Source organism: Pseudoclavibacter sp. CFCC 13796 (assembly GCF_008831185.1).
In the GTDB taxonomy this organism is placed as follows: domain Bacteria; phylum Actinomycetota; class Actinomycetes; order Actinomycetales; family Microbacteriaceae; genus Pseudoclavibacter_A.
Map to the genome: position 1 here is coordinate 1,128,738 of NZ_WBKD01000001.1, position 18,399 is coordinate 1,147,136.

Genomic DNA, 18,399 nt, shown 5'->3' on the forward strand with positions numbered 1-18,399 from the left:
CGCTGGGTGGTGCACGTCGCAGCAGCCGACGACAGCCGCCGTTCGAAGGGGAGCCACATGGAGACACTGACCGACCCGACCGCTCTGGAACAGATGCCGCGACGCATCGGCATCCTCACTTCTGGCGGTGACTGCCCCGGGCTCAACGCAGTGATCCGTGGTGCGGTGCTCAAAGGCACCGAGGTCTACGGGCAGGAGTTCGTCGGCTTTCTCGACGGCTGGCGCGGAATGATCGAAGGCGACTACATCACGCTCGATCGCGCTCGGGTGCGCGGGCTCGCCAAAGAGGGCGGCACCATTCTCGGCACCTCGCGCATCGGCCCGTATCGAACCGAGGCGGGCCGACCCGAGAACATTCTGCGTACCCTGGCCGAGCATGGTGTGGATGCGGTGATCGCGATCGGCGGAGACGGCACGATGCGAGCGGCGAACCTGCTGCGCAACGACGGCATTCCGATCGTCGGGGTGCCGAAGACGATCGACAACGATCTCGACGGCACGGATTACAGCTTCGGGTTCGACACTGCGGTGTCGATCGCCACCGAGTCGATCGACCGGCTGCGCACGACCGGCAACGCGCACAAGCGCTGCATGGTGCTCGAGGTGATGGGCCGCCACGCCGGATGGATCGCGCTGCACGCGGGCACGGCCGGCGGCGCACATGCGATTCTGATTCCCGAGCAGGCCGAGAGCCTCGACCAGATCTGCGCGTGGGTGACCTCGGTGCGCGACCGCGGTCGTTCGCCGATGGTCGTCGTCGCCGAGGGATTCACCCTGCCCGACATGGATGAGGCGTTCTCTGACAAGGGCCTCGACGGATTCGGACGTGCCCGGCTCGGCGGCATCGGGGAGGTTCTCGCCCCGCTGATCGAGGAGCGCACGGGCATCGAGAGCCGGGCGACGGTTCTCGGCCACATTCAGCGCGGGGGAGTGCCCACCGCGTTCGACCGCGTGCTGGCCACGCGACTGGGCATCGAAGTCGTGGAGCTTGTCGCTCGTCGCCAGTGGGGGCGCATGGTGGCACTGCGCGGCACCGACATCGTCAGCGTGCCTTTCGACGAGCTGGCTGAGACGAAGCAGGTGCCGGCTGAGCGCTACCGCGAGGTGCGTGCGATCTTCGGGTGAGCACCCTGGGCTCGGTGCGCTCCGGGCCCTGTCGAATCTGAGATTCCGGGCGTCCCGAGCACGCGCTGAGAGCCGACCCCGCGTGATGCGCCCGCGTCGGCTAGAATCGACCCGATATGGCTACTTTCTCGAACCTCTCTGAACGGCTGGTCCAGACCTTTGCGCACCTGCGCACCAAGGGCAAGCTCTCTCCTGCCGATGTCGACGCCACCGTGCGCGAGATCCGCCGCGCCCTGCTCGACGCCGATGTCGCGCTCACAGTGGTCAAGGGCTTCACCGCCAAAGTGCGCGAGCGTGCGCTCTCAGACGAAGTCAACCAGGCGCTGAACCCCGCCCAGCAGGTCGTCAAGATCGTCGACGAAGAGCTCACCAACATCCTCGGTGGCGAGACCCGACGGCTGCAGCTGGCGAAGCAGCCGCCGACGGTCATCATGCTCGCCGGTCTTCAGGGTGCCGGCAAGACGACTTTCGCGGGCAAGCTTGCCAAGTTCCTGGTGAAAGACGGCCATACGCCGATTCTCGTCGCCGCCGACCTGCAGCGTCCCAACGCCGTCGGTCAGCTGCAGGTGGTCGGCGAGCAGGCCGGCGTGCCGGTCTACGCCCCCGAACCCGGCAACGGCGTCGGCAACCCGGTCAAAGTCGCCAAGCATTCGATCTCGTACGCTCGCGACAAGCAGTACGACGTGGTCATCGTCGACACGGCCGGTCGAACCGGCGTCGACGCCGAGATGATGAAGCAGGCCAGCGACATCCGTCGGGCGATCGACCCCGACGAAGTGCTCTTCGTGATCGACGCCATGATCGGCCAGGATGCCGTCGCCACGGCTCAGGCCTTCAACGAGGGCGTCGACTTCACCGGTGTCGTGCTCTCGAAGCTCGACGGAGACACCCGCGGCGGCGCCGCACTCTCGGTCGTGAGCGTCACGGGCAAGCCGATTCTCTTCGCCTCGACCGGTGAGCGTCTCGACGACCTGGAGATCTTCCACCCCGATCGCCAGGCCAAACGCATTCTCGACATGGGCGACGTGCTCACGCTCATCGAAGAGGCTCAGCGCACCTTCGACGAAGAAGAGGCGCGCAAAGTCGCCGAGAAGATCGCCAAAGAGGCGTTCACTCTCGATGACTTTCTGCAGCAGATGCAGCAGATCAAGAAGATGGGCTCGATGAAGAAGCTGCTCGGCATGATGCCGGGAGCAGCGGGCATGCGCCAGCAGCTCGAGCAGTTCGACGAGTCGCAGCTGACCCGCACCGAGGCGATCATCCAGTCGATGACCAAGGCCGAGCGCGAGAATCCCAAGCTGCTCAACGGCTCACGTCGTCTGCGCATCGCGAAGGGCTCGGGCACCACGGTCAGCGAAGTGAACAGCCTCGTGCAGCGCTTCGAACAGGCGGCCAAGATGATGAAGTCGGTGGCCCGCGGCGGTGTGCCGAACCTGCCCGGCATGGGAGCCATGGGGCACGGAGGCTCCAAACGCAAGAACGTCAAAGGCAAAGGCAAGAAGGGCAAGGCCAAGAGCGGCAACCCGGCGAAGCGCGCTCAGCAGGAGGCCGAGCTTCGCGACCAGCAGGCCAAGGCGACCGAACGCTCGCTCACGCAGGCAGCCTCCGCATTCGGAGCCGGCGCTGCGGGCTCGGCATTTGGCGCGGCTGGAGGTTCGGCCGGTGGCGAGGGCACGGGAGACGCCGCAGGAGCGCCGCCTCGCATCGATCCGAACGAGGTGCCCGGCCTCGGCGGCCTCTTCAAGCGCTGATCGAGCCCTCTGGCCCTGAGTCGTGGTGCTGCGCGAACTGCCGGAGAGCCGGCGCGCAGCGGCCGGTCAGCGGTCGAGCGGCCGCCCGGCCTCGAACTCGGCCATCAGCGCATCGACGACGGCATTCAGATCATCGCCGTGCCGTGATGCGACGCGCAGCTGTCTCTGGTAGCTGGCACCGCCGCGAATGAGGGACTCGACATCCGCGAGCTGTTCGGCGCAGCCCAGCCGCTGTGCGCGAGGCTGCCAGCGGTCGAGGAGCTCCAGCGTGTCGTCGATGACGCTGCGCTCGTTGAGATCGTGGTCGGCGATGAACACCGCAGGCAGGCCATAGCGCGCCGCGCGCCACTTGTTCTCTGCGATCGCCCAGTCTGGAATGCGATCGAGTGCCACGCCTGCCCCGATCTGCTCGCTGAGCTCGTCGACGGCGCACTGGATGAACGCGGTGAGCGCCCCGACCTCGAACAGTGTCGGCAGCCCGTCGCACACACGGTTCTCGACGGTGCCGAACTTTGGCGCGGGCCGTATGTCCCAGCGAATCTCGTTGAGCTGGTCGATCACTCCGGTCTGCAGGGCGCCGGCCACGAAGGCCTCGAAGTCTTGCCACGTCTCGACATGCGGCGGCAGCCCGGCGGTGGGAAGCTGACGAAACATCATCGCGCGATTCGATGCGTAGCCGGTGTTGACCCCCTCCCACCACGGGCTCGAGGCGCTCAACGCCTGCAGGTGCGGCAGGTAGCCGAGCAGGCCGTTGACCAGCGGCACGGCCTTGCGGCGGTCGTCGACGCCGACGTGCACGTGCACACCGTAGATCGCCATCATGCGACCCCACCACTGCGTGCGGTCGATCAGTTTCTGGTAGCGCTCGTTCGAGGTGTACGGCTGCTGCGTCGCCTTGGCGAACGGGTGCACACCGGCACAGAGGATTCCCAGGCCCAGCTCGTCGGCAGTCTCGGAGAGCGACGTGCTCACCTGCTCGATCTCGCCTAAGGCCGAAGGCACGGTGTCGTGCACGCCGGTGACGATCTCGACGGTGTTCTCGAGCAGCTCTTGGTCGAGGCGCTCGGCGACCGGCGTGCCCTGCAGCGCGTCGTGGACCTCGGCAGCTCGAGAGGCGGGCTGCCGAGTGCCTCGGTCAATCAGCACGACCTCCCACTCGACGCCGAGCGTCGATGGGCGGGACTGAGCGAAGTCGATGCGCATGGGTAAAGCGTAGTGGTCTGCGCTGTGCGCGCGAAGTCATAGCGCGTCACAACGTCATGTGACACACAAACGGCGCGGAGTGTGGCACAATAGACAGTCGGTAACCCGTGGGCGCGCAGACCCTCTCATCTGCATGCCCTCGATCATCCAGAGCTTTCCGTCGTGAGGCCCCACACCCACGACTGGGTTCGAATCGAATCTGAATTACAGGAGCATTGTGTCTGTCAAAATCCGTCTGAAGCGCTTCGGCAAGGTCCACGCACCCGAGTTTCGCGTCGTGGTCACCGATTCACGAGCCAAGCGCGATGGTCGCGTCATCGAGGAGATCGGCCGTTACGTGCCGACCCGTCACCCTTCGCTGATCGAGATCGACTCAGATCGCGCACAGTACTGGCTTTCAGTTGGCGCACAGCCCTCTGACCAGATGTTCAAGCTGCTCACCCTGACCGGTGACTGGGCGAAGTTCAAGGGCGACAAAGATGCCAAGAGCACGGTGAAGGCTCCCGAGCCCAAGGCGAAGTTCGAGCGGGACGCCAGCAAGAAGTCGGTGCTGCTGCCCAAGACCGAGAAGAAGGCCGCTCCTGCCGCAGAGGCCGCAGCCGAGCCTGCCGCTGACGCAGCCGACGAGGCGTGAGCATGCTGCAGCAGACCGTTGACCATCTGGTGCGTGGCATCGTCAGCAGCCCTGACGACGTCACCGTCGACGAGCGGCACACCCCTCGGGCCGAAGTCATCGACGTGCGTGTCGCACCCGATGACCTCGGCCGCGTGATCGGTCGTTCAGGGCGCACGGCACAGGCACTTCGCACTGTGGTCGACGCTCTGGCCGACGGCCGTCACGTGCGGGTCAACATCGTCGACACCGACGCTTAGGTCATGCTGCAGCTTCGCATCGCCCGTCTGACCAAGCCGCACGGGCTCAAAGGTGGCCTCAAGGTAGAGCTGTACACCGATGAGCCCGAGCGGCGACTGGTCCCGGGCGCCACATTCAATCTTCAGGTGCCTGCCGATTCCTCATGGCACGGCCGCACCATCACTCTGCGCGAGCTGCGCTGGTACAACACGAGCCCGGTCGCGTTCTTCGCCGAGATTCCCGATCGCACAGCGGCAGAGAGCATCGCCAAGGCCATTCTGACCATCGATCAGGATGAGACCAAGCTGCCTGATGAGACCGATGCCTGGTATGACCACCAGCTCGTCGATCTCGTCGTCATGCGCAACGGCGAGGCCATCGGCACGGTCTCGCGAGTCGACCACCTGCCCGGCCAGGACATCCTCGCGATTCAGACTGAGAGCGACGAGGTGCTGCTGCCCTTCGTCAAACACTTCGTGAGCGGCGTCGATCTCGACGAGCGCACCGTCACCATCACCCCGCCCGGCGGCCTGTTCGAGCCCGCCGACGACGGCGAAGACGAGGCCGACGAGGTGCCGGCCCAAGAGGTGGCGGATGTCGTGGCAGAGCTGACGGCCCAGTCTGCGCCCGTCTCTGACACGGCTGTGTCTGACGTCAAAGCCGCAGAGAAGGCGCAGAACCCCACATCGAATGATGCCGCTGCGCCTGAAGCCGACCGCACCAACCACGTATGAGCGCCGCTGAGCCTGCGCGTCTGCGCATCGACGTCATCACGATCTTTCCCGAATACCTTGACGCGCTGAAACTGTCGCTGGTCGGCAAATCGGTCGATCGAGGCATCATCGATCTGCGCGTGCACAGTCTGCGCGAATACACCCACGACGTGCACCGCACGGTCGACGACACGCCATATGGCGGGGGAGCGGGCATGGTCATGCGCCCCGAGCCCTGGGGTGAGGCCTTCGACGACGTGCTGGCCGACGCCGACGATCCCCTGGTGCTGTTCACCACTCCGGCCGGTGCGGTGTTCACGCAGCAGCGTGCGGTCGAGCTTTCTCACGAACGGCACATCGTCTTCTGCTGCGGCCGCTACGAAGGCATCGATCAGCGGGTCGTCGACTACGCCGCAGCGCACTGGCGCACCGGCGAGATCAGCATCGGCGACTACGTGCTCAACGGCGGCGAGGTCGCCGTGCTCGTCGTCGTCGAAGCCGTCGCCCGCCTGCTGCCCGGCGTGATCGGCAATCCCGAGTCGCTGGTCGAAGAGTCGCACAATCGCGGCCTGCTCGAGCACCCGAGCTACACGAAGCCTGCTGAATGGCGCGGCTTTGAAGTGCCCCCGGTTCTGCTCAGCGGCAACCACCGTCTCGTCGCCGAGTGGCAGCACGAACAGAGTGTGACGCGCACTCGACGCATGAGACCCGACCTGCTGCCCTGACGGGGCGGCCGAGCACAGTCTTGGCGCTTGGGCTGAGACGCAGAGGCGGGCGCGAGCGGTGCATCCGGCGCAGTGCGGACAGACGTTTGCGGCTCACCCCGGCATGTGGCAAGATGAGAGATTGTGTCATCGGCTTGTCTCTGCCGCAGGGGAGCGATCGTCGACACAATCCGAATCGTTACGTATTCACGCTCCTGACCTGCGGCAGGTGCAGAGAGCGAAGAACTCATGAGCAACACGCTGGACAAAGTCGACGCAGCATCGCTGAAGAGCGACATCCCAGACTTCCGCGCCGGTGACACCGTCAAGGTGCACGTCAACATCATCGAGGGCAACCGCAGCCGTATCCAGGTGTTCCAGGGCGTCGTGCTCAAGCGCCAGGGTGCCGGTGTGCGCGAGACCTTCACCGTGCGCAAGATCTCGTTCCAGGTCGGCGTCGAGCGTACCTTCCCGGTGCACTCGCCGGTGATCGACAAGATCGAGCTCGTGTCGCGCGGCGACGTTCGTCGTGCCAAGCTGTACTACCTGCGCTCACTGCGCGGCAAGGCAGCCAAGATCCGCGAGAAGCGCTGATCCAATCACGTTCAACGGCCAGCGGATGCGTCGCAGTGCGGCGCCCGCTGGCCGTTGTCGTCATCATGCCGGTCTCGGTCGGCAAATGCAGAGAATGAGAGAGAGGCGAACCGGTGAGCGGCGAAGAGGTGCTTGACTCAGAAGAGTCGCAGACCCCGGGCGACGGGCAGTCGGGCGCATCGCGCACGCTGCTCATGCTGCGCGACATCGTCGTGATCATCGTCGTGGCGCTCATTCTCTCGACCCTGCTGCGCACGTTCCTGGTGCGCACGTTCTCGATTCCCTCGGGATCGATGGAGCAGACGTTGCAGGTCGGCGACCGTGTGCTGGTCAACCGACTCCAGCCGAAGCCCTTCGGCGTCTCGCGTGGCGACGTCGTGGTCTTTCAGGATCCGGGCGGCTGGCTGGCAGCCCCGTCGGCTGCGGCACAGGGCTGGAGCCTGGGCAGAGGCATCCAGGACGCCCTGACCTTCGTCGGCCTCGGTGACTCTGACAGCCACCAGTATCTGGTCAAGCGCATCATCGGCGTCGAAGGAGACCACCTGGTGTGCGAGCACGTCGGCGGACCGTTGAGCGTCAATGGAGTGCAGCTCGACGAGTCGTCGTATCTGGCTCCGGGAAATGCCTCGTGCGCGCGCACCTTCGACGTGACGGTGCCCGCCAACTCGCTCTGGATGATGGGCGACAACCGAGGCAACTCGCGTGATTCGAGCGCACACATAGACGAACCTGGCAGAGGAATGGTCGCGGTCGATCAGGTCGTCGGTCGTGCGTTCGTGATCTCATGGCCGTCGTCGCGCTGGCAGGGCATCGACGCGCACCATGAGGTGTTCTCAGACGTTCCCGATCAGTCTTCGTCGGCTGAGTGATGGCGGCGGTCGACCCCACTCTCGAACTCGAGACAAGGCTCTTCGCCGACGGTGCGACGCTCGTGATCGGCTGTGACGAGGTCGGTCGCGGTGCGCTCGCCGGCCCGGTCACGGTGGGCGCGGTCGCGATACGTGCGGATGCCGGAGCCTGGCCCGAAGGTCTGCGTGACTCCAAGGCGCTCACCGACCGTCGCCGCCATGCCCTGGTCGAGCCGATTCGGGAGTGGGCGGCCGGCTGGACGGTCGCCTCGGTCGACAACACTCGCATCGACGGCGACGGCATCGTGAGCTGTCTGCGCGAGGCAGCGTCGAGCGCCGTCGGCGCGCTGCTGGCGGAGCAGCCCCTCGAGGCGCAGGCGGTGGTCATTCTTGACGGCTCGTCTGACTGGCTGACCGCAGGGCTGCAGGCGCCGTGTCAGGTGCGCGTGGTGATTCGAGCCAAAGCAGACCGCGACTGCGCGTCCGTGGCGGCCGCGAGTGTGCTCGCCAAGGTCGATCGCGATGATCGCATGGCAGTGTACGCCGAGCAGTACCCCCAGTATTCATGGCAGACCAATCGCGGCTACGGCAGCGCCGTGCACATGGCTGCGATCGCCGAGCACGGACCTTCTGTGCTGCACCGCATGACCTGGCTGCACCAGCCTGGCGGCAGAGGCGACAAGAGCAAGAAGGGCAGCTAGAGTGAGAGACGATATGGATCCTCAGGATTTCGACGACTACGAGCGCGAGGCAGAGCTCTCGCTCTACCGCGAGTACCGCGACGTCGTGCACATGTTCAAGTACGTGGTCGAGACCGAACGGCGCTTCTACCTGGCAAATGACGTCAAGCTTGAGCGGCGCGAGGTCGGGCCAGATTTCTACATCGAGCTGAACCTGACCGACGTCTGGGTCTGGGACATCTACCGGTCTGATCGCTTCGCCAAACAGGTGCGGGTGCTCACGTACAAAGATGTGAACGTGGAAGAGCTCGCCGCTCATGATCTCGAGCTGCCGAGCGAACTCTCGCTCGACGAACAGTGATCTCAGTCTTCTGAACGTCTTTCGAGTGCGCGCATGAGCACAGCGCACGACGTTCTGACGCTTCGACGCTCTCTGCACAGGCTGGTGTGCTGCGGGGATCTCTGCACAGTGTTGTGACAGCTCTGGCCGGGGTGATCGCCGCATGCCGAGACTGGTGGCATGACAGCACGCGAGACCACCGAAGACGCGGCGGAACGACCCGGCAAGGTCATTGACTCACCCCGTCTGCCGCTCGGCAGACGGGGTGAGTCAATTGCCGCGCATTTTCTGACCGATCTGGGCTACACGATCGTCGACCGCAACTGGCGCTTCGGCCGTGCGGGAGAGATCGACATCATCGCTCGTGACGGTGAGGCGCTCGTCTTCATCGAGGTGAAGACGCGTTCCGGAGATCAGCACGGCACACCGTTCGAAGCGATCGACGCCCGCAAGATGCGTCAGCTGCGCGCTCTGGTCGGGCGCTGGCTGCAGAGCAACGAGGGATGGCCCGGGCCTGTGCGCATCGACGCCATCGGCGTGCGGATGCGCCGAGACGGTCTGCAGCTGGAGCATCGACGAGGTGTGCGATGACCCTCGGCATGTGCAGAGCGGTGTCGCTGACCGGCATCGAGGGCAGTCTCATCGACATCGAGGCCGACGTGAGCGCGGGACTTCCCGCGACCCGCATTGTCGGCCTGGCCGACACCGCCGTCGCACAGGCAGAGCACCGGGTGCGTGTCGCGTTGGGCAATACCGGCCAGCCGTATCCGGATACGCGGCTGACCGTCAACCTGGTGCCGGCCGGCGCGCCCAAACACGGCACCGCCTTCGACGCGGCGATCGCCGTGGCGGTCTTGATCGCGCAGGGCATCGTACCCCCGCATCCCTCGCGCGACACCGTGGTGCTCGGCGAGCTGACTCTCGAAGGCCGCATCCGTCCGATTCCCGGGGTGCTGCCGGCACTGCTCGGCGCCGTGCGAGGCGGTGTGACGAAAGCGGTCGTACCGCGCGAGAATCTGCCCGAGGCACGGTTCGTCGACGACATCCATGTCGTGGGCGTCGACGATCTGATCGAGTTGATTCGGCTCTTGGGCGCCCAGCCGCACCCACGGGATCGGCCGCCTGTGCCCCCGTCAGGGCGATCGCGACGCGGCGAGCCTGCTGACGAGGCTGATGAGCTGACACCCTCGAACGCCGAGCGTGTGCATACGCCACCCGACCTCAGCGAGATCGTGGGTCAGCATGATGCCGTCGAAGCGCTGATCGTCGCTGCGACCGGCAGGCATCATCTGATGCTCACCGGCAGCCCGGGAGCAGGCAAGTCGATGCTGGCGAACAGTCTGGCGACGCTGCTGCCACCGCTGAGCAGGCGCGAGCAGCTCGAGGTGACCGCCGTGCGCTCACTCACTTCGAGAACCGGCGTGTGCGAACTGCCGACTCAGCCGCCGTTCGAGGCGCCGCATCACAGCCTCACCATGGCTGGGCTGATCGGGGGAGGCAGCTCGCTCAGACCCGGGCTCGTCTCACTCAGCGCTCACGGAGTGCTTTTTCTCGACGAAGCGCCGGAGTTCCGAACTCATGTGCTCGACTCTTTGCGGCAATGTCTCGAGACGGGCACGCTGACGCTGCACAGGGCCGGGGTCGTGGGCCGCCTGCCGGCCGACTTTCAGCTGGTGATGGCGGCGAACCCCTGCCCGTGTGGGTATGCCACAGAGCCAGAGAGCACGTGCACCTGCACGCCGTCTCAGCGCAGACGGTATCTGGCCAGGCTGAGCGGCCCGCTGCTCGATCGAGTCGATCTCAGAGTCGGCGTCGGTCGGGTGCGCAGCCATCGCGCTCTGATCGACGACGCCGAGACGCTGACCAGCGCTCAGGCTCGGGAGCAGGTCGCACGTGCCAGAGCGGCGAGTGCCGAGCGGCTTCGGCCGTTCGGGCACGAGCTGAACAGTCAGGTGTCGGGCGAGACACTCCGCGGTCGACTGCGGCTCACGCCACAGGCGACTGCAACGCTCGACCGGGCACTCGATCTCGGCACCATCACGCTGCGCGGTTATTTCCGGCTGCTGCGCATCGCCTGGACGCTCTGCGATCTCGCCGGCGACCAGTCACCCGACAGCGAGCACATAGCCAGGGCGATGTCGTGGCGGGGAGGAGGAGAACATGATCGGTAACGGGTCACTCGTCGACATCATGGCCGACGTACATGGGCTCACGTCGTCAGAAGCAGCAGCGGTGACGGCCCAGCTGCACGCGCTGCACGAGCCGGGTTGTGCGGAGTCGATCGAACCGGCCCTGGCTGTGGCCTGGTGGTCATATCTGATCGAGCCGGGAGACGGCGTCGCCGGGAGTCTGGTGCGCCAGCACGGGGCGGTCGATGCGCTGCGTCAGGTCGTCGTCGACATTCGAACGCAGCATGACCCGAGCCGACCAGGCGCGCAGACTTCGCAGTATCGAGAAGCGCTGCAGCGTTGGAGCCCTCGGCTTGGCGACCGCAGATTTCTCGACTCGATTTCTTCGGCGACGAGTCTGCATGCGACGCTGCTGATTCCAGGCGACGAGTCGTGGCCCGCACGGTTCTCAGATCTCGCCGAACACGCGCCGATGTGTCTGTGGGTGCTTGGCCGGCCGGCTCTGTTGACCCGGCCTCGCACCATCTCGATCGTCGGTGCCCGATCAGCCAGCAGCTACGGGTTGGAGGCCTGCGCCGAACTCGTGCAGGGGTGTGTGCGACACGGCTTCAGCGTGGTCTCAGGCGGCGCATACGGCATCGATCGGCAGGCGCATCGCGCGGCGCTCAGTCTGCAGGGCGACACTGTGGCGGTGCTCGCCGGGGGCATCGATCGACTGTACCCGGCCGGAAACGAAGAGCTGCTGCGCGAGATCGCCGACCGTGGCTGCCTGATTGCCGAGCAGGCTCCGGGTACGCCGCCGACGCGGTGGAGGTTTCTGCAACGCAACCGCAACATCGCTGCGCTCGGGGCGATGTCGGTGGTGATCGAGGCCGGGCGCAGGTCTGGGGCGATCAACACGGTACATCATGCGGCACAGCTTGGGCGTCATGTCGCAGCCGTGCCCGGGTCGATCTTCTCTGCGACGTCCGCAGGAACGAATCACCTCATCCGCGACGGCCTCGCCTCGCTGGTGACTGGAGTCGACGACTGTCTGACGATGCTCACCGCACAGCCGGAGCTTGAGATGGCGCAGGTGCAGACAGAGGGTCTGCGCCCTGAACTGGTGCGTGTGCATGACGCGCTGCACCCGAGACAGGCGCAGGACGTCTTGGGCATCGCACAGCTCTCCGGCATGCCGCTGACGACCGTGAGATCGTGTCTGAACGAGCTGGAGCTGCTGCAGCTGGCCTGCCATCGTGGCGGCGGTGCGTGGCTGCGCAGCTGATCGCGTGGCATTCTGGTGGCATGACTGCTGAGATCTCTGTCGCCGCGGCGATCGACCGCTACCTGAGCGAACTCCGGGTGGTCAGAGGACTTTCAGCGAACACGGTGAAGGCCTATGGCAACGATTTAAAAGACCTCGCTGCCGACCTCACCGACACGCGGGTGACCCTTATCGGCCAGTTGCGCCTCGATCACCTCAGAGACTGGCTGTGGCACAGTTCGCAGCGCGGTCTCGCCGAGACGAGCCTGGCGCGACGATCCACCGTCGCACGATCGTTCGGACGTTGGGCGTTCGAACAGGGCATCGTCGACGCCGACCCCGCCGCGCGGCTTCAGGTGCCGAAGACCGGTCGCACCCTGCCGGTCGTCCACAGTCGCCAGACCATGCGGGCGCTGCTCGACCATGCCCACGAGGCGGCAGCATCCGGCGACTCAGTGAAAGCACGCGATTGGGCCATGCTCGAAGTGCTCTATGCCTCAGCGCTGCGCGTCTCCGAGCTGGTCGGCCTCACCTTGGACGACATCGACCGCGACAACCGGCTGATCACCGTCGTTGGCAAGGGAGACAAGCAGCGTGTCGTACCGATCGGCGACATCGCGCTCGCGGCGATCGACCACTACCTTGAGACGGCGCGAGGTTCACTCTTAGCGCGCGCAGCGCATCCTGATGCGGGGCATCATCTTTTTCTCGGCGCGCGAGGCGGCCAGATCAACGCACGCACGGTGCACGGCGTCGTCACGCAGGCGCTCACAGCGGTCGGCGCGCGCAATGCCGGCCCGCACTCGTTTCGTCACACCGCCGCGACGCACATGCTCGACGGGGGAGCCGACCTGCGCGCCGTGCAGACCCTGCTCGGGCACTCCAGCATCGGCACGACACAGATCTACACGCACGTCTCTGTCGAGCAGCTCGCCTCGTCGTACCTGCAGGCGCATCCCCGCGCCTGATCGCAGCCAAATCCATCGCAGCCGACCCATCGATGCCACCCTCGTCGCAGTCGAAGTGCTCGGAACGAAGCCGCGTGAGACGCTCATGCGACCCGAATGTCATGGCAGCGGCAGCAGCACCGACGGATCGGATCCTTCAATCAGCAGAAGGGGAGAGTAGTAGTCATCCACGTGACGGGCCCCAAGGTGCAGGCACCCGACACAGTGACCTCCTGAGGCGACGTGCCCGATGACCTGCCCACGTACGACGTGGTCACCCTGTGCCACGGCGGGCAGCACTGGCTCGTGACTCGAACGCCAGGAATGGTCGTGCGCGACCGTCACGACCGGACGATCGACCACCTGGCCGGCGAACGACACCGTGCCGTCGTCGACGGCGAGCACCTCTGTGCCTTCGGCTGCGGCGACGTCGATGCCGCGATGGCCCGCTCCGTATGGATGCGGTGGTGCGCGAAATGGGTTGACCACTGTTCTCGGAGCAGGCAGAGGCCATGACCAGCACGGCAGATCGCTGCAGGGAGTGTGCACGGGCATCGCTGCGCCAGGCCGCAGATCGGCGGCTGCCGGCGTCGAAAGGACGACGCCGACGGTGAACAGCAGACACAGCGTCATGAGCGTGCCGCGACGACCAGCAGAGCGCAGCCGCATCGACGAGTTCCGAAGGGTTCGGCGAAGTGAGGATCGTCTTCGAAGAAGGGCTCTGCCGTGTGTGCTTGCTCCTGTCGTCATAGAGCGATTCAAACGCTGCCAGCGTAGGCGAAGAAGCACACCAGTCACCGCTGTGCAGAACAGGAGAGTGCGACGACAGGTGTGCGTACTCGCAAAGGCAGGTCTCGCCCTGAGGACGCGCTCACCGAGCAGGCGCGGAAAGGAACGTTCGTGGGCTATGATTGTCGACAGCAGTAGAGCAATCTGCTGACTTCGCGTGCTCGCACAGATGACACAGCCTCAACGGTCCACTTCGGTGGTGGGGTGAGTCATGAGCACCAGGGGCCACCAACCCGGTGACCGCTCAACCGCAAGAGGCGTGTGAACACACGCAGAACAGGAGACACGGCAATGGCCGTCGTTACCATCCGCCAGCTGCTCGACAGCGGCGTGCACTTCGGGCACCAGACCCGCCGCTGGAACCCGAAAGTCAAGCGCTTCATCTTCACCGAGCGCTCGGGCATCTACATCATCGACCTGCAGAAGTCGCTCGGCTACATCGACAAGGCCTACGACTTCGTGAAGCAGACGGTCGCTCACGGCGGCACGATCCTCTTCGTCGGCACCAAGAAGCAGGCTCAGGAGGCCATCGCCGAGCAGGCGACGCGCGTCGGCCAGCCGTACATCAACCACCGCTGGCTCGGTGGTCTGCTGACCAACTTCTCGACCGTACACAAGCGCCTGCAGCGTCTGAAAGAGCTCGAAGAGATCGACTTCGACGACGTGGCCGGCTCGGGTCGCACCAAGAAAGAGCTGCTCATTCTCAAGCGTGAGAAAGACAAGCTCGAGAAGACCCTGGGTGGCATCCGCAACCTGGACAAGACGCCTTCGGCCCTCTGGATCGTCGACGCCAACAAAGAGCACCTCGCCGTGCAGGAGGCGAAGAAGCTGGGTATCCCGGTCGTCGCCATCCTCGACACCAACATCGACCCCGATGACATCGCCTACCCGATCCCGGGCAACGACGACGCCATCCGGTCGGTCTCACTGCTCACCAAGATCATCGCCGACGCTGCTGCTGCCGGCCTGGTCGCTCGTCACAGCAAAGACGAAGAGGCCGGCGAAGCCGAGCCTCTGGCCGAGTGGGAGCGCGAGCTGCTGAAGCAGGACGAGCAGAAGCCCGCCGAGGCAGCTGCTGAGAAGCCGGCCGAGGCCGCTGAGCAGCCTGCCGCCGAGACCCCTGCTGACAAGTAAGTCTTCGAGACAACCCAACGCGAGAGAGCGAGAGAAACAGGAACATGGCGAATTACACTGCCGCTGATGTGAAAGCCCTGCGCGAGCGCACCGGATCGGGCATGCTCGACTGCAAGAAGGCGCTCGACGAGGCCGAAGGCGACGTCGAGAAGGCTATTGAGCTGCTGCGCGTGAAGGGCCTGAAGGGCGTCGCAAAGCGCGAAGGTCGTACCACGACCAACGGGCTCATCGCCGCCAAGGTCGACGGGCGCCGCGCGTACCTGATCGAGCTGGCCTGCGAGACCGACTTCGTGGCGAAGAACGAGCGTTTCATCGAGCTCGCCGAGCAGGTGCTCGCCGCGATCGCCGAGGTCGGCGCCGCCGACCTCACCGCTGCGCTTGCCGCTCCGGTCGAGGGCAAGAACGTCGAAGAGCTCATCACCGACACCAGCGCCATCATCGGCGAGAAGGTGGAGCTGCGTCGTCTGACTCAGCTCGAGGGCGAGCACTTCGCGGTCTACCTGCACCGCACGAACCCCGATCTGCCTCCGCAGCTCGGCGTGATCGTCGCGTACGACGGTGACGACAGCGAGACCGCGCACTCGATTGCGCAGCACATCTCGTTCGCCGATCCGAAGTACATGACTCGCGAAGAGGTTCCGGCAGAAGACGTCGAGAACGAGCGTCGCATCGCCGAAGAGACCTCGCGCAACGAGGGCAAGCCTGAGAAGGCTCTGCCGCGCATCGTCGAGGGGCGCCTCAACGGCTTCTTCAAGACGATCGTGCTGCCCGATCAGGATTACGCACGCGATCACAAGCTGAGCATTGCTCAGGTGCTGAAGGATGCCGGGCTGACGGTCAACTCGTTCGTCCGCTTCCGCGTCGGAGCCTGACGCTTCAAAGGTGGCCCGGCCGAGTGCCGGGCCACCTTCATGTATGCCCCCGCTGACTGGTCTCGGCGGCGTGGGCATCCGCTGCGAGACAGCATCGCCGCCCTTGACAGCGGCAAAACCGGGACCGCCCCCTAGACTTACAGAGCACAGTGACGCGGCCGCCATGACCGGCGTCTCAGTATGAAGGAGCGCATGTGGTGATGGAACGACGTCGACGAGTTCTGCTGAAACTCTCTGGAGAGGCGTTCGGAGCGGGCGCTCTGGGCGTGAACCCCGACGTGGTCGGCTCCATCGCCCACCAGGTCGCCATTGCGTCGCGCACCGTCGAGGTCGCGATCGTCGTCGGCGGCGGCAACTTCTTCCGTGGCGCAGAGCTGTCGCTCAGCGGCATGGAGCGTGCCCGCGCCGACTACATGGGCATGCTCGGCACCGTGATGAACGCCTTGGCCCTGCAGGACTTCTTGCAGCAGGCAGGCGTCGACACCCGAGTGCAGTCTGCGATCCAGATGACACAGGTTGCTGAGTCGTACATCCCTCTTCGTGCCATCCGTCACCTTGAGAAAGGCCGTGTCGTCGTCTTCGGCGCCGGAGCCGGTCTGCCGTATTTCTCGACCGACACCGTCTCTGCGCAGCGTGCGCTCGAGATTAAGTGCGACGAGGTGCTCTTCGCCAAGAACGGCGTTGACGGTGTCTACACCGCTGACCCCAAGACTCATCCCGAAGCCGAGAAGATCGAGGCGATCACCTACACTGACGCGCTGGTGCGGGGTCTGAAGGTCGTAGACTCGACCGCGTTCAGCCTGTGCATGGACAACGCCATGCCGATGCGCATCTTCGGCATGGACGACCATGAAAACATCGCACGGGCCATTCAGGGCGTCGAAATCGGCACTCTGGTCAGCGCTGACGCCTGAGCGACTGCACACCCACGAGCATCGGCACAGAGGAGACATCATGATCAAAGACATCATTGACGAGACCAAGCAGCGCATGGCCAAAGCGGTCGAGGTCGCACGAGACGAGTTCGCACAGGTGCGCACGGGGCGCGCGAACCCCGCCCTCTTCGCCAGCATCCCGGTCGACTACTACGGCACGCCCACGCCACTGCAGCAGCTCGCCTCGCTGCAGAACCCCGAGGCGCGCACTCTGATCATCACGCCGTATGACAAGTCTGCTCTGCACGAGATCGAGAAGGCGATTCGCAACGAGCCCAACCTCGGCGTGAACCCCACCAACGACGGCGATCTCATTCGCGTCGTGCTGCCCGAGCTCACCGAAGAGCGACGCAAAGAGTACGTCAAGCTGGTTCGGCAGAAGGCAGAAGAGGCGCGCGTGGTCGTGCGCAACCTGCGCCGCAAGGCGAAAGACGACTTCGACGCGCTGAAAGGCGAAGTCGGCGATGACGAGATCGCTCGCGGTGAGAAAGACCTCGAAACTGTGACGAAGCAGCATGTCGAGCAGATCGATCAGTCACTCGAGCGCAAAGAGAACGAGCTGCTCGAGGTCTGACCTCGGAGCACAACTGGCAGACACCACAGTGAGCACCAACAGAGACCGTCATCAGGCCCAGGCGAGGGCCTTGGTCGAACAGCTCGAGCAGGCGAACCAGCGCCTCGAGCAGAAGGCAGGACGCAACCTGCCGTTGGCGATCGGCGTTGCTCTGCTCATCGGCGCAGTAGTGCTGGGCAGTCTGCTGCTCAGTCAGCATGCGTTCGTCGTAGTGCTGATGGCCGCGACCGGTCTCGCCGTCGCGGAGACCGCCCAAGCGCTGCTGTTTCGCTCAATCTTGGTCTCGCCATGGATGCTGGGGATCGTCGCCGGTCTGCTGCCGGGTATCGCGTTCCTCCGTGGGGGATGGGCTTTGCTGTGGGCCGGGCTCGCAGCACTGGTGCTGGCCGCCCTCTGGCAGATCGTCTCCCACAGCATCCGCGGTCAGTCGCCTTGGGCGGCTGTCGGATGGTCGACTGCGCTGATCGTCTATATCGCGATGAGTCTTTCGACCGTCGCACTCCTGATCACTCATCAAGGCGGCGTGGAGTGGCTGATCTGCGCCCTCATCGTGGTCGTATGCAATGACACCGGCGCCTATGCGAGCGGCGTGCTTTTCGGACGTCACCCCATGGCACCGCGGATCAGTCCCAAGAAGACTTGGGAGGGGCAGGCCGGTGCGTTGGTGAGTTCAACCGTGGCCGGCATGCTCTCAGTCTGGGCGATCGCGGGTATGCCGTGGTGGGTGGGACTGATCGTCGGACCGCTGCTGATGGTCACCGCGACGGTCGGCGACCTCCTCGAATCGTCGCTGAAACGCTGGCTGGGCATCAAAGACATGAGTCGGTGGATCCCCGGTCACGGCGGGTTCATGGACCGCCTGGACGCCATCATTCCGTCTATGCCGATGGCCTTTCTGCTCTTTCTGCTCTTCGCCACGCTTGCCGCCTGAACGCACTTTTGCGTGGTCTTTGGCAGAATGG

General features: G+C 65.2%; 21 protein-coding genes. 19 read left to right on the plus strand and 2 right to left on the minus strand.

Annotated features, from left to right (window positions below):
• The first annotated feature begins 57 nt into the window (after nucleotides 1-57).
• Nucleotides 58-1,125: a 6-phosphofructokinase gene (locus tag F8O07_RS04990; protein ID WP_225732841.1), complete on the plus strand. Its 1,068-nt coding sequence runs from the start codon at nucleotides 58-60 to the stop codon at nucleotides 1,123-1,125.
• A 116-nt stretch (nucleotides 1,126-1,241) separates the two neighbouring features.
• On the plus strand, nucleotides 1,242-2,876 hold the full coding sequence (gene ffh / locus F8O07_RS04995; protein WP_158031016.1) for a signal recognition particle protein: 1,635 nt from the start codon (nucleotides 1,242-1,244) through the stop codon (nucleotides 2,874-2,876).
• A gap of 66 nt (nucleotides 2,877-2,942) precedes the next feature.
• Here ffh and F8O07_RS05000 read toward each other — a convergent pair whose 3' ends face one another.
• Nucleotides 2,943-4,079 (minus strand): glutamate--cysteine ligase, encoded by a 1,137-nt coding sequence (locus F8O07_RS05000; protein WP_158031017.1) that lies wholly within the window; start codon nucleotides 4,077-4,079, stop codon nucleotides 2,943-2,945.
• A 217-nt stretch (nucleotides 4,080-4,296) separates the two neighbouring features.
• Between F8O07_RS05000 and rpsP the strand changes: the two genes are divergently transcribed.
• The 12 genes from rpsP (at nucleotide 4,297) to F8O07_RS05060 (ending at nucleotide 13,154) form a co-directional block, all read left to right on the plus strand.
• Nucleotides 4,297-4,713 carry a 30S ribosomal protein S16 gene (gene rpsP, locus F8O07_RS05005; RefSeq protein ID WP_158031018.1) on the plus strand — a complete coding sequence of 139 codons (417 nt, stop codon included), beginning with the start codon at nucleotides 4,297-4,299 and terminating at the stop codon, nucleotides 4,711-4,713.
• Between the two features lie 2 nt (nucleotides 4,714-4,715).
• Nucleotides 4,716-4,952 carry an RNA-binding protein gene (locus tag F8O07_RS05010; RefSeq protein WP_158031019.1) on the plus strand — a complete coding sequence of 79 codons (237 nt, stop codon included), beginning with the start codon at nucleotides 4,716-4,718 and terminating at the stop codon, nucleotides 4,950-4,952.
• 3 nt (nucleotides 4,953-4,955) lie between these two features.
• Nucleotides 4,956-5,666, plus strand: coding sequence for a ribosome maturation factor RimM (gene rimM, locus F8O07_RS05015; protein WP_158031020.1), 711 nt, complete (start codon nucleotides 4,956-4,958; stop codon nucleotides 5,664-5,666).
• A 20-nt stretch (nucleotides 5,667-5,686) separates the two neighbouring features.
• Nucleotides 5,687-6,370: a tRNA (guanosine(37)-N1)-methyltransferase TrmD gene (gene trmD / locus F8O07_RS05020; RefSeq protein ID WP_158031801.1), complete on the plus strand. Its 684-nt coding sequence runs from the start codon at nucleotides 5,687-5,689 to the stop codon at nucleotides 6,368-6,370.
• Nucleotides 6,371-6,598: 228 nt separating this feature from the next.
• A complete protein-coding gene (rplS, locus tag F8O07_RS05025; protein ID WP_158031021.1) occupies nucleotides 6,599-6,943 on the plus strand; it encodes a 50S ribosomal protein L19 in 345 nt (114 codons plus the stop codon).
• A 113-nt stretch (nucleotides 6,944-7,056) separates the two neighbouring features.
• Nucleotides 7,057-7,812 (plus strand): signal peptidase I, encoded by a 756-nt coding sequence (gene lepB, locus F8O07_RS05030; protein ID WP_225732840.1) that lies wholly within the window; start codon nucleotides 7,057-7,059, stop codon nucleotides 7,810-7,812.
• The gene (locus tag F8O07_RS05035) at nucleotides 7,812-8,492 is read left to right on the plus strand and encodes a ribonuclease HII (protein WP_158031022.1); all 681 of its coding nucleotides are present in this window, start codon (nucleotides 7,812-7,814) and stop codon (nucleotides 8,490-8,492) included. Before lepB ends, F8O07_RS05035 begins: the two co-directional genes overlap by 1 nt.
• Nucleotides 8,493-8,505: 13 nt before the next feature.
• Complete coding sequence (locus tag F8O07_RS05040) at nucleotides 8,506-8,832, plus strand: DUF2469 family protein (protein ID WP_158031023.1); 327 nt, start codon at nucleotides 8,506-8,508, stop codon at nucleotides 8,830-8,832.
• Between the two features lie 159 nt (nucleotides 8,833-8,991).
• Nucleotides 8,992-9,402, plus strand: a complete 411-nt coding sequence (locus F8O07_RS05045) for a YraN family protein (protein ID WP_158031024.1) — start codon at nucleotides 8,992-8,994, stop codon at nucleotides 9,400-9,402.
• Complete coding sequence (locus tag F8O07_RS05050) at nucleotides 9,399-10,982, plus strand: YifB family Mg chelatase-like AAA ATPase (protein WP_158031025.1); 1,584 nt, start codon at nucleotides 9,399-9,401, stop codon at nucleotides 10,980-10,982. Before F8O07_RS05045 ends, F8O07_RS05050 begins: the two co-directional genes overlap by 4 nt.
• A complete protein-coding gene (gene dprA, locus F8O07_RS05055; protein WP_158031026.1) occupies nucleotides 10,972-12,207 on the plus strand; it encodes a DNA-processing protein DprA in 1,236 nt (411 codons plus the stop codon). The genes F8O07_RS05050 and dprA overlap by 11 nt, the downstream gene beginning before the upstream one ends.
• Before the next feature lie 20 nt (nucleotides 12,208-12,227).
• Complete coding sequence (locus F8O07_RS05060; protein ID WP_158031027.1) at nucleotides 12,228-13,154, plus strand: tyrosine recombinase XerC; 927 nt, start codon at nucleotides 12,228-12,230, stop codon at nucleotides 13,152-13,154.
• Nucleotides 13,155-13,253: 99 nt separating this feature from the next.
• Here F8O07_RS05060 and F8O07_RS05065 read toward each other — a convergent pair whose 3' ends face one another.
• Entirely contained in the window at nucleotides 13,254-13,802 is a 549-nt protein-coding gene (locus F8O07_RS05065) for a M23 family metallopeptidase (protein ID WP_192496645.1), read from the minus strand.
• Between the two features lie 411 nt (nucleotides 13,803-14,213).
• Here F8O07_RS05065 and rpsB point away from each other — a divergent pair, with 411 nt between their 5' ends.
• The 5 genes from rpsB to F8O07_RS05090 all read left to right on the plus strand — a co-directional run bounded on the left by rpsB (nucleotide 14,214) and on the right by F8O07_RS05090 (nucleotide 18,368).
• Complete coding sequence (rpsB, locus tag F8O07_RS05070) at nucleotides 14,214-15,056, plus strand: 30S ribosomal protein S2 (protein ID WP_158031029.1); 843 nt, start codon at nucleotides 14,214-14,216, stop codon at nucleotides 15,054-15,056.
• A gap of 44 nt (nucleotides 15,057-15,100) precedes the next feature.
• Entirely contained in the window at nucleotides 15,101-15,928 is an 828-nt protein-coding gene (tsf, locus tag F8O07_RS05075; protein ID WP_158031030.1) for a translation elongation factor Ts, read from the plus strand.
• 200 nt (nucleotides 15,929-16,128) lie between these two features.
• The gene (gene pyrH, locus F8O07_RS05080) at nucleotides 16,129-16,842 is read left to right on the plus strand and encodes a UMP kinase (RefSeq protein WP_158031031.1); all 714 of its coding nucleotides are present in this window, start codon (nucleotides 16,129-16,131) and stop codon (nucleotides 16,840-16,842) included.
• A 40-nt stretch (nucleotides 16,843-16,882) separates the two neighbouring features.
• Nucleotides 16,883-17,437, plus strand: coding sequence for a ribosome recycling factor (gene frr, locus F8O07_RS05085; protein ID WP_158031032.1), 555 nt, complete (start codon nucleotides 16,883-16,885; stop codon nucleotides 17,435-17,437).
• A gap of 28 nt (nucleotides 17,438-17,465) precedes the next feature.
• Entirely contained in the window at nucleotides 17,466-18,368 is a 903-nt protein-coding gene (locus tag F8O07_RS05090; RefSeq protein WP_192496646.1) for a phosphatidate cytidylyltransferase, read from the plus strand.
• Nucleotides 18,369-18,399 lie beyond the last annotated feature (31 nt).

What these genes read in the sequence shown, in the direction of transcription:
- tsf (WP_158031030.1), top strand. Translation starts at nt 15,101, where the DNA reads ATGGCGAATTACACTGCCGCTGATGTGAAAGCCCTGCGCGAGCGCACC.
- F8O07_RS05045 (WP_158031024.1), top strand. Translation starts at nt 8,992, where the DNA reads ATGACAGCACGCGAGACCACCGAAGACGCGGCGGAACGACCCGGCAAG.
- rpsB (WP_158031029.1), top strand. Translation starts at nt 14,214, where the DNA reads ATGGCCGTCGTTACCATCCGCCAGCTGCTCGACAGCGGCGTGCACTTC.
- F8O07_RS05000 (WP_158031017.1), bottom strand. Translation starts at nt 4,079, where the DNA reads ATGCGCATCGACTTCGCTCAGTCCCGCCCATCGACGCTCGGCGTCGAG.
- F8O07_RS05040 (WP_158031023.1), top strand. Translation starts at nt 8,506, where the DNA reads ATGGATCCTCAGGATTTCGACGACTACGAGCGCGAGGCAGAGCTCTCG.
- rplS (WP_158031021.1), top strand. Translation starts at nt 6,599, where the DNA reads ATGAGCAACACGCTGGACAAAGTCGACGCAGCATCGCTGAAGAGCGAC.
- pyrH (WP_158031031.1), top strand. Translation starts at nt 16,129, where the DNA reads ATGGAACGACGTCGACGAGTTCTGCTGAAACTCTCTGGAGAGGCGTTC.
- F8O07_RS05035 (WP_158031022.1), top strand. Translation starts at nt 7,812, where the DNA reads ATGGCGGCGGTCGACCCCACTCTCGAACTCGAGACAAGGCTCTTCGCC.
- rimM (WP_158031020.1), top strand. Translation starts at nt 4,956, where the DNA reads ATGCTGCAGCTTCGCATCGCCCGTCTGACCAAGCCGCACGGGCTCAAA.
- F8O07_RS05060 (WP_158031027.1), top strand. Translation starts at nt 12,228, where the DNA reads ATGACTGCTGAGATCTCTGTCGCCGCGGCGATCGACCGCTACCTGAGC.
- F8O07_RS04990 (WP_225732841.1), top strand. Translation starts at nt 58, where the DNA reads ATGGAGACACTGACCGACCCGACCGCTCTGGAACAGATGCCGCGACGC.
- ffh (WP_158031016.1), top strand. Translation starts at nt 1,242, where the DNA reads ATGGCTACTTTCTCGAACCTCTCTGAACGGCTGGTCCAGACCTTTGCG.
- dprA (WP_158031026.1), top strand. Translation starts at nt 10,972, where the DNA reads ATGATCGGTAACGGGTCACTCGTCGACATCATGGCCGACGTACATGGG.
- F8O07_RS05050 (WP_158031025.1), top strand. Translation starts at nt 9,399, where the DNA reads ATGACCCTCGGCATGTGCAGAGCGGTGTCGCTGACCGGCATCGAGGGC.
- F8O07_RS05065 (WP_192496645.1), bottom strand. Translation starts at nt 13,802, where the DNA reads ATGCGGCTGCGCTCTGCTGGTCGTCGCGGCACGCTCATGACGCTGTGT.
- F8O07_RS05010 (WP_158031019.1), top strand. Translation starts at nt 4,716, where the DNA reads ATGCTGCAGCAGACCGTTGACCATCTGGTGCGTGGCATCGTCAGCAGC.
- frr (WP_158031032.1), top strand. Translation starts at nt 16,883, where the DNA reads ATGATCAAAGACATCATTGACGAGACCAAGCAGCGCATGGCCAAAGCG.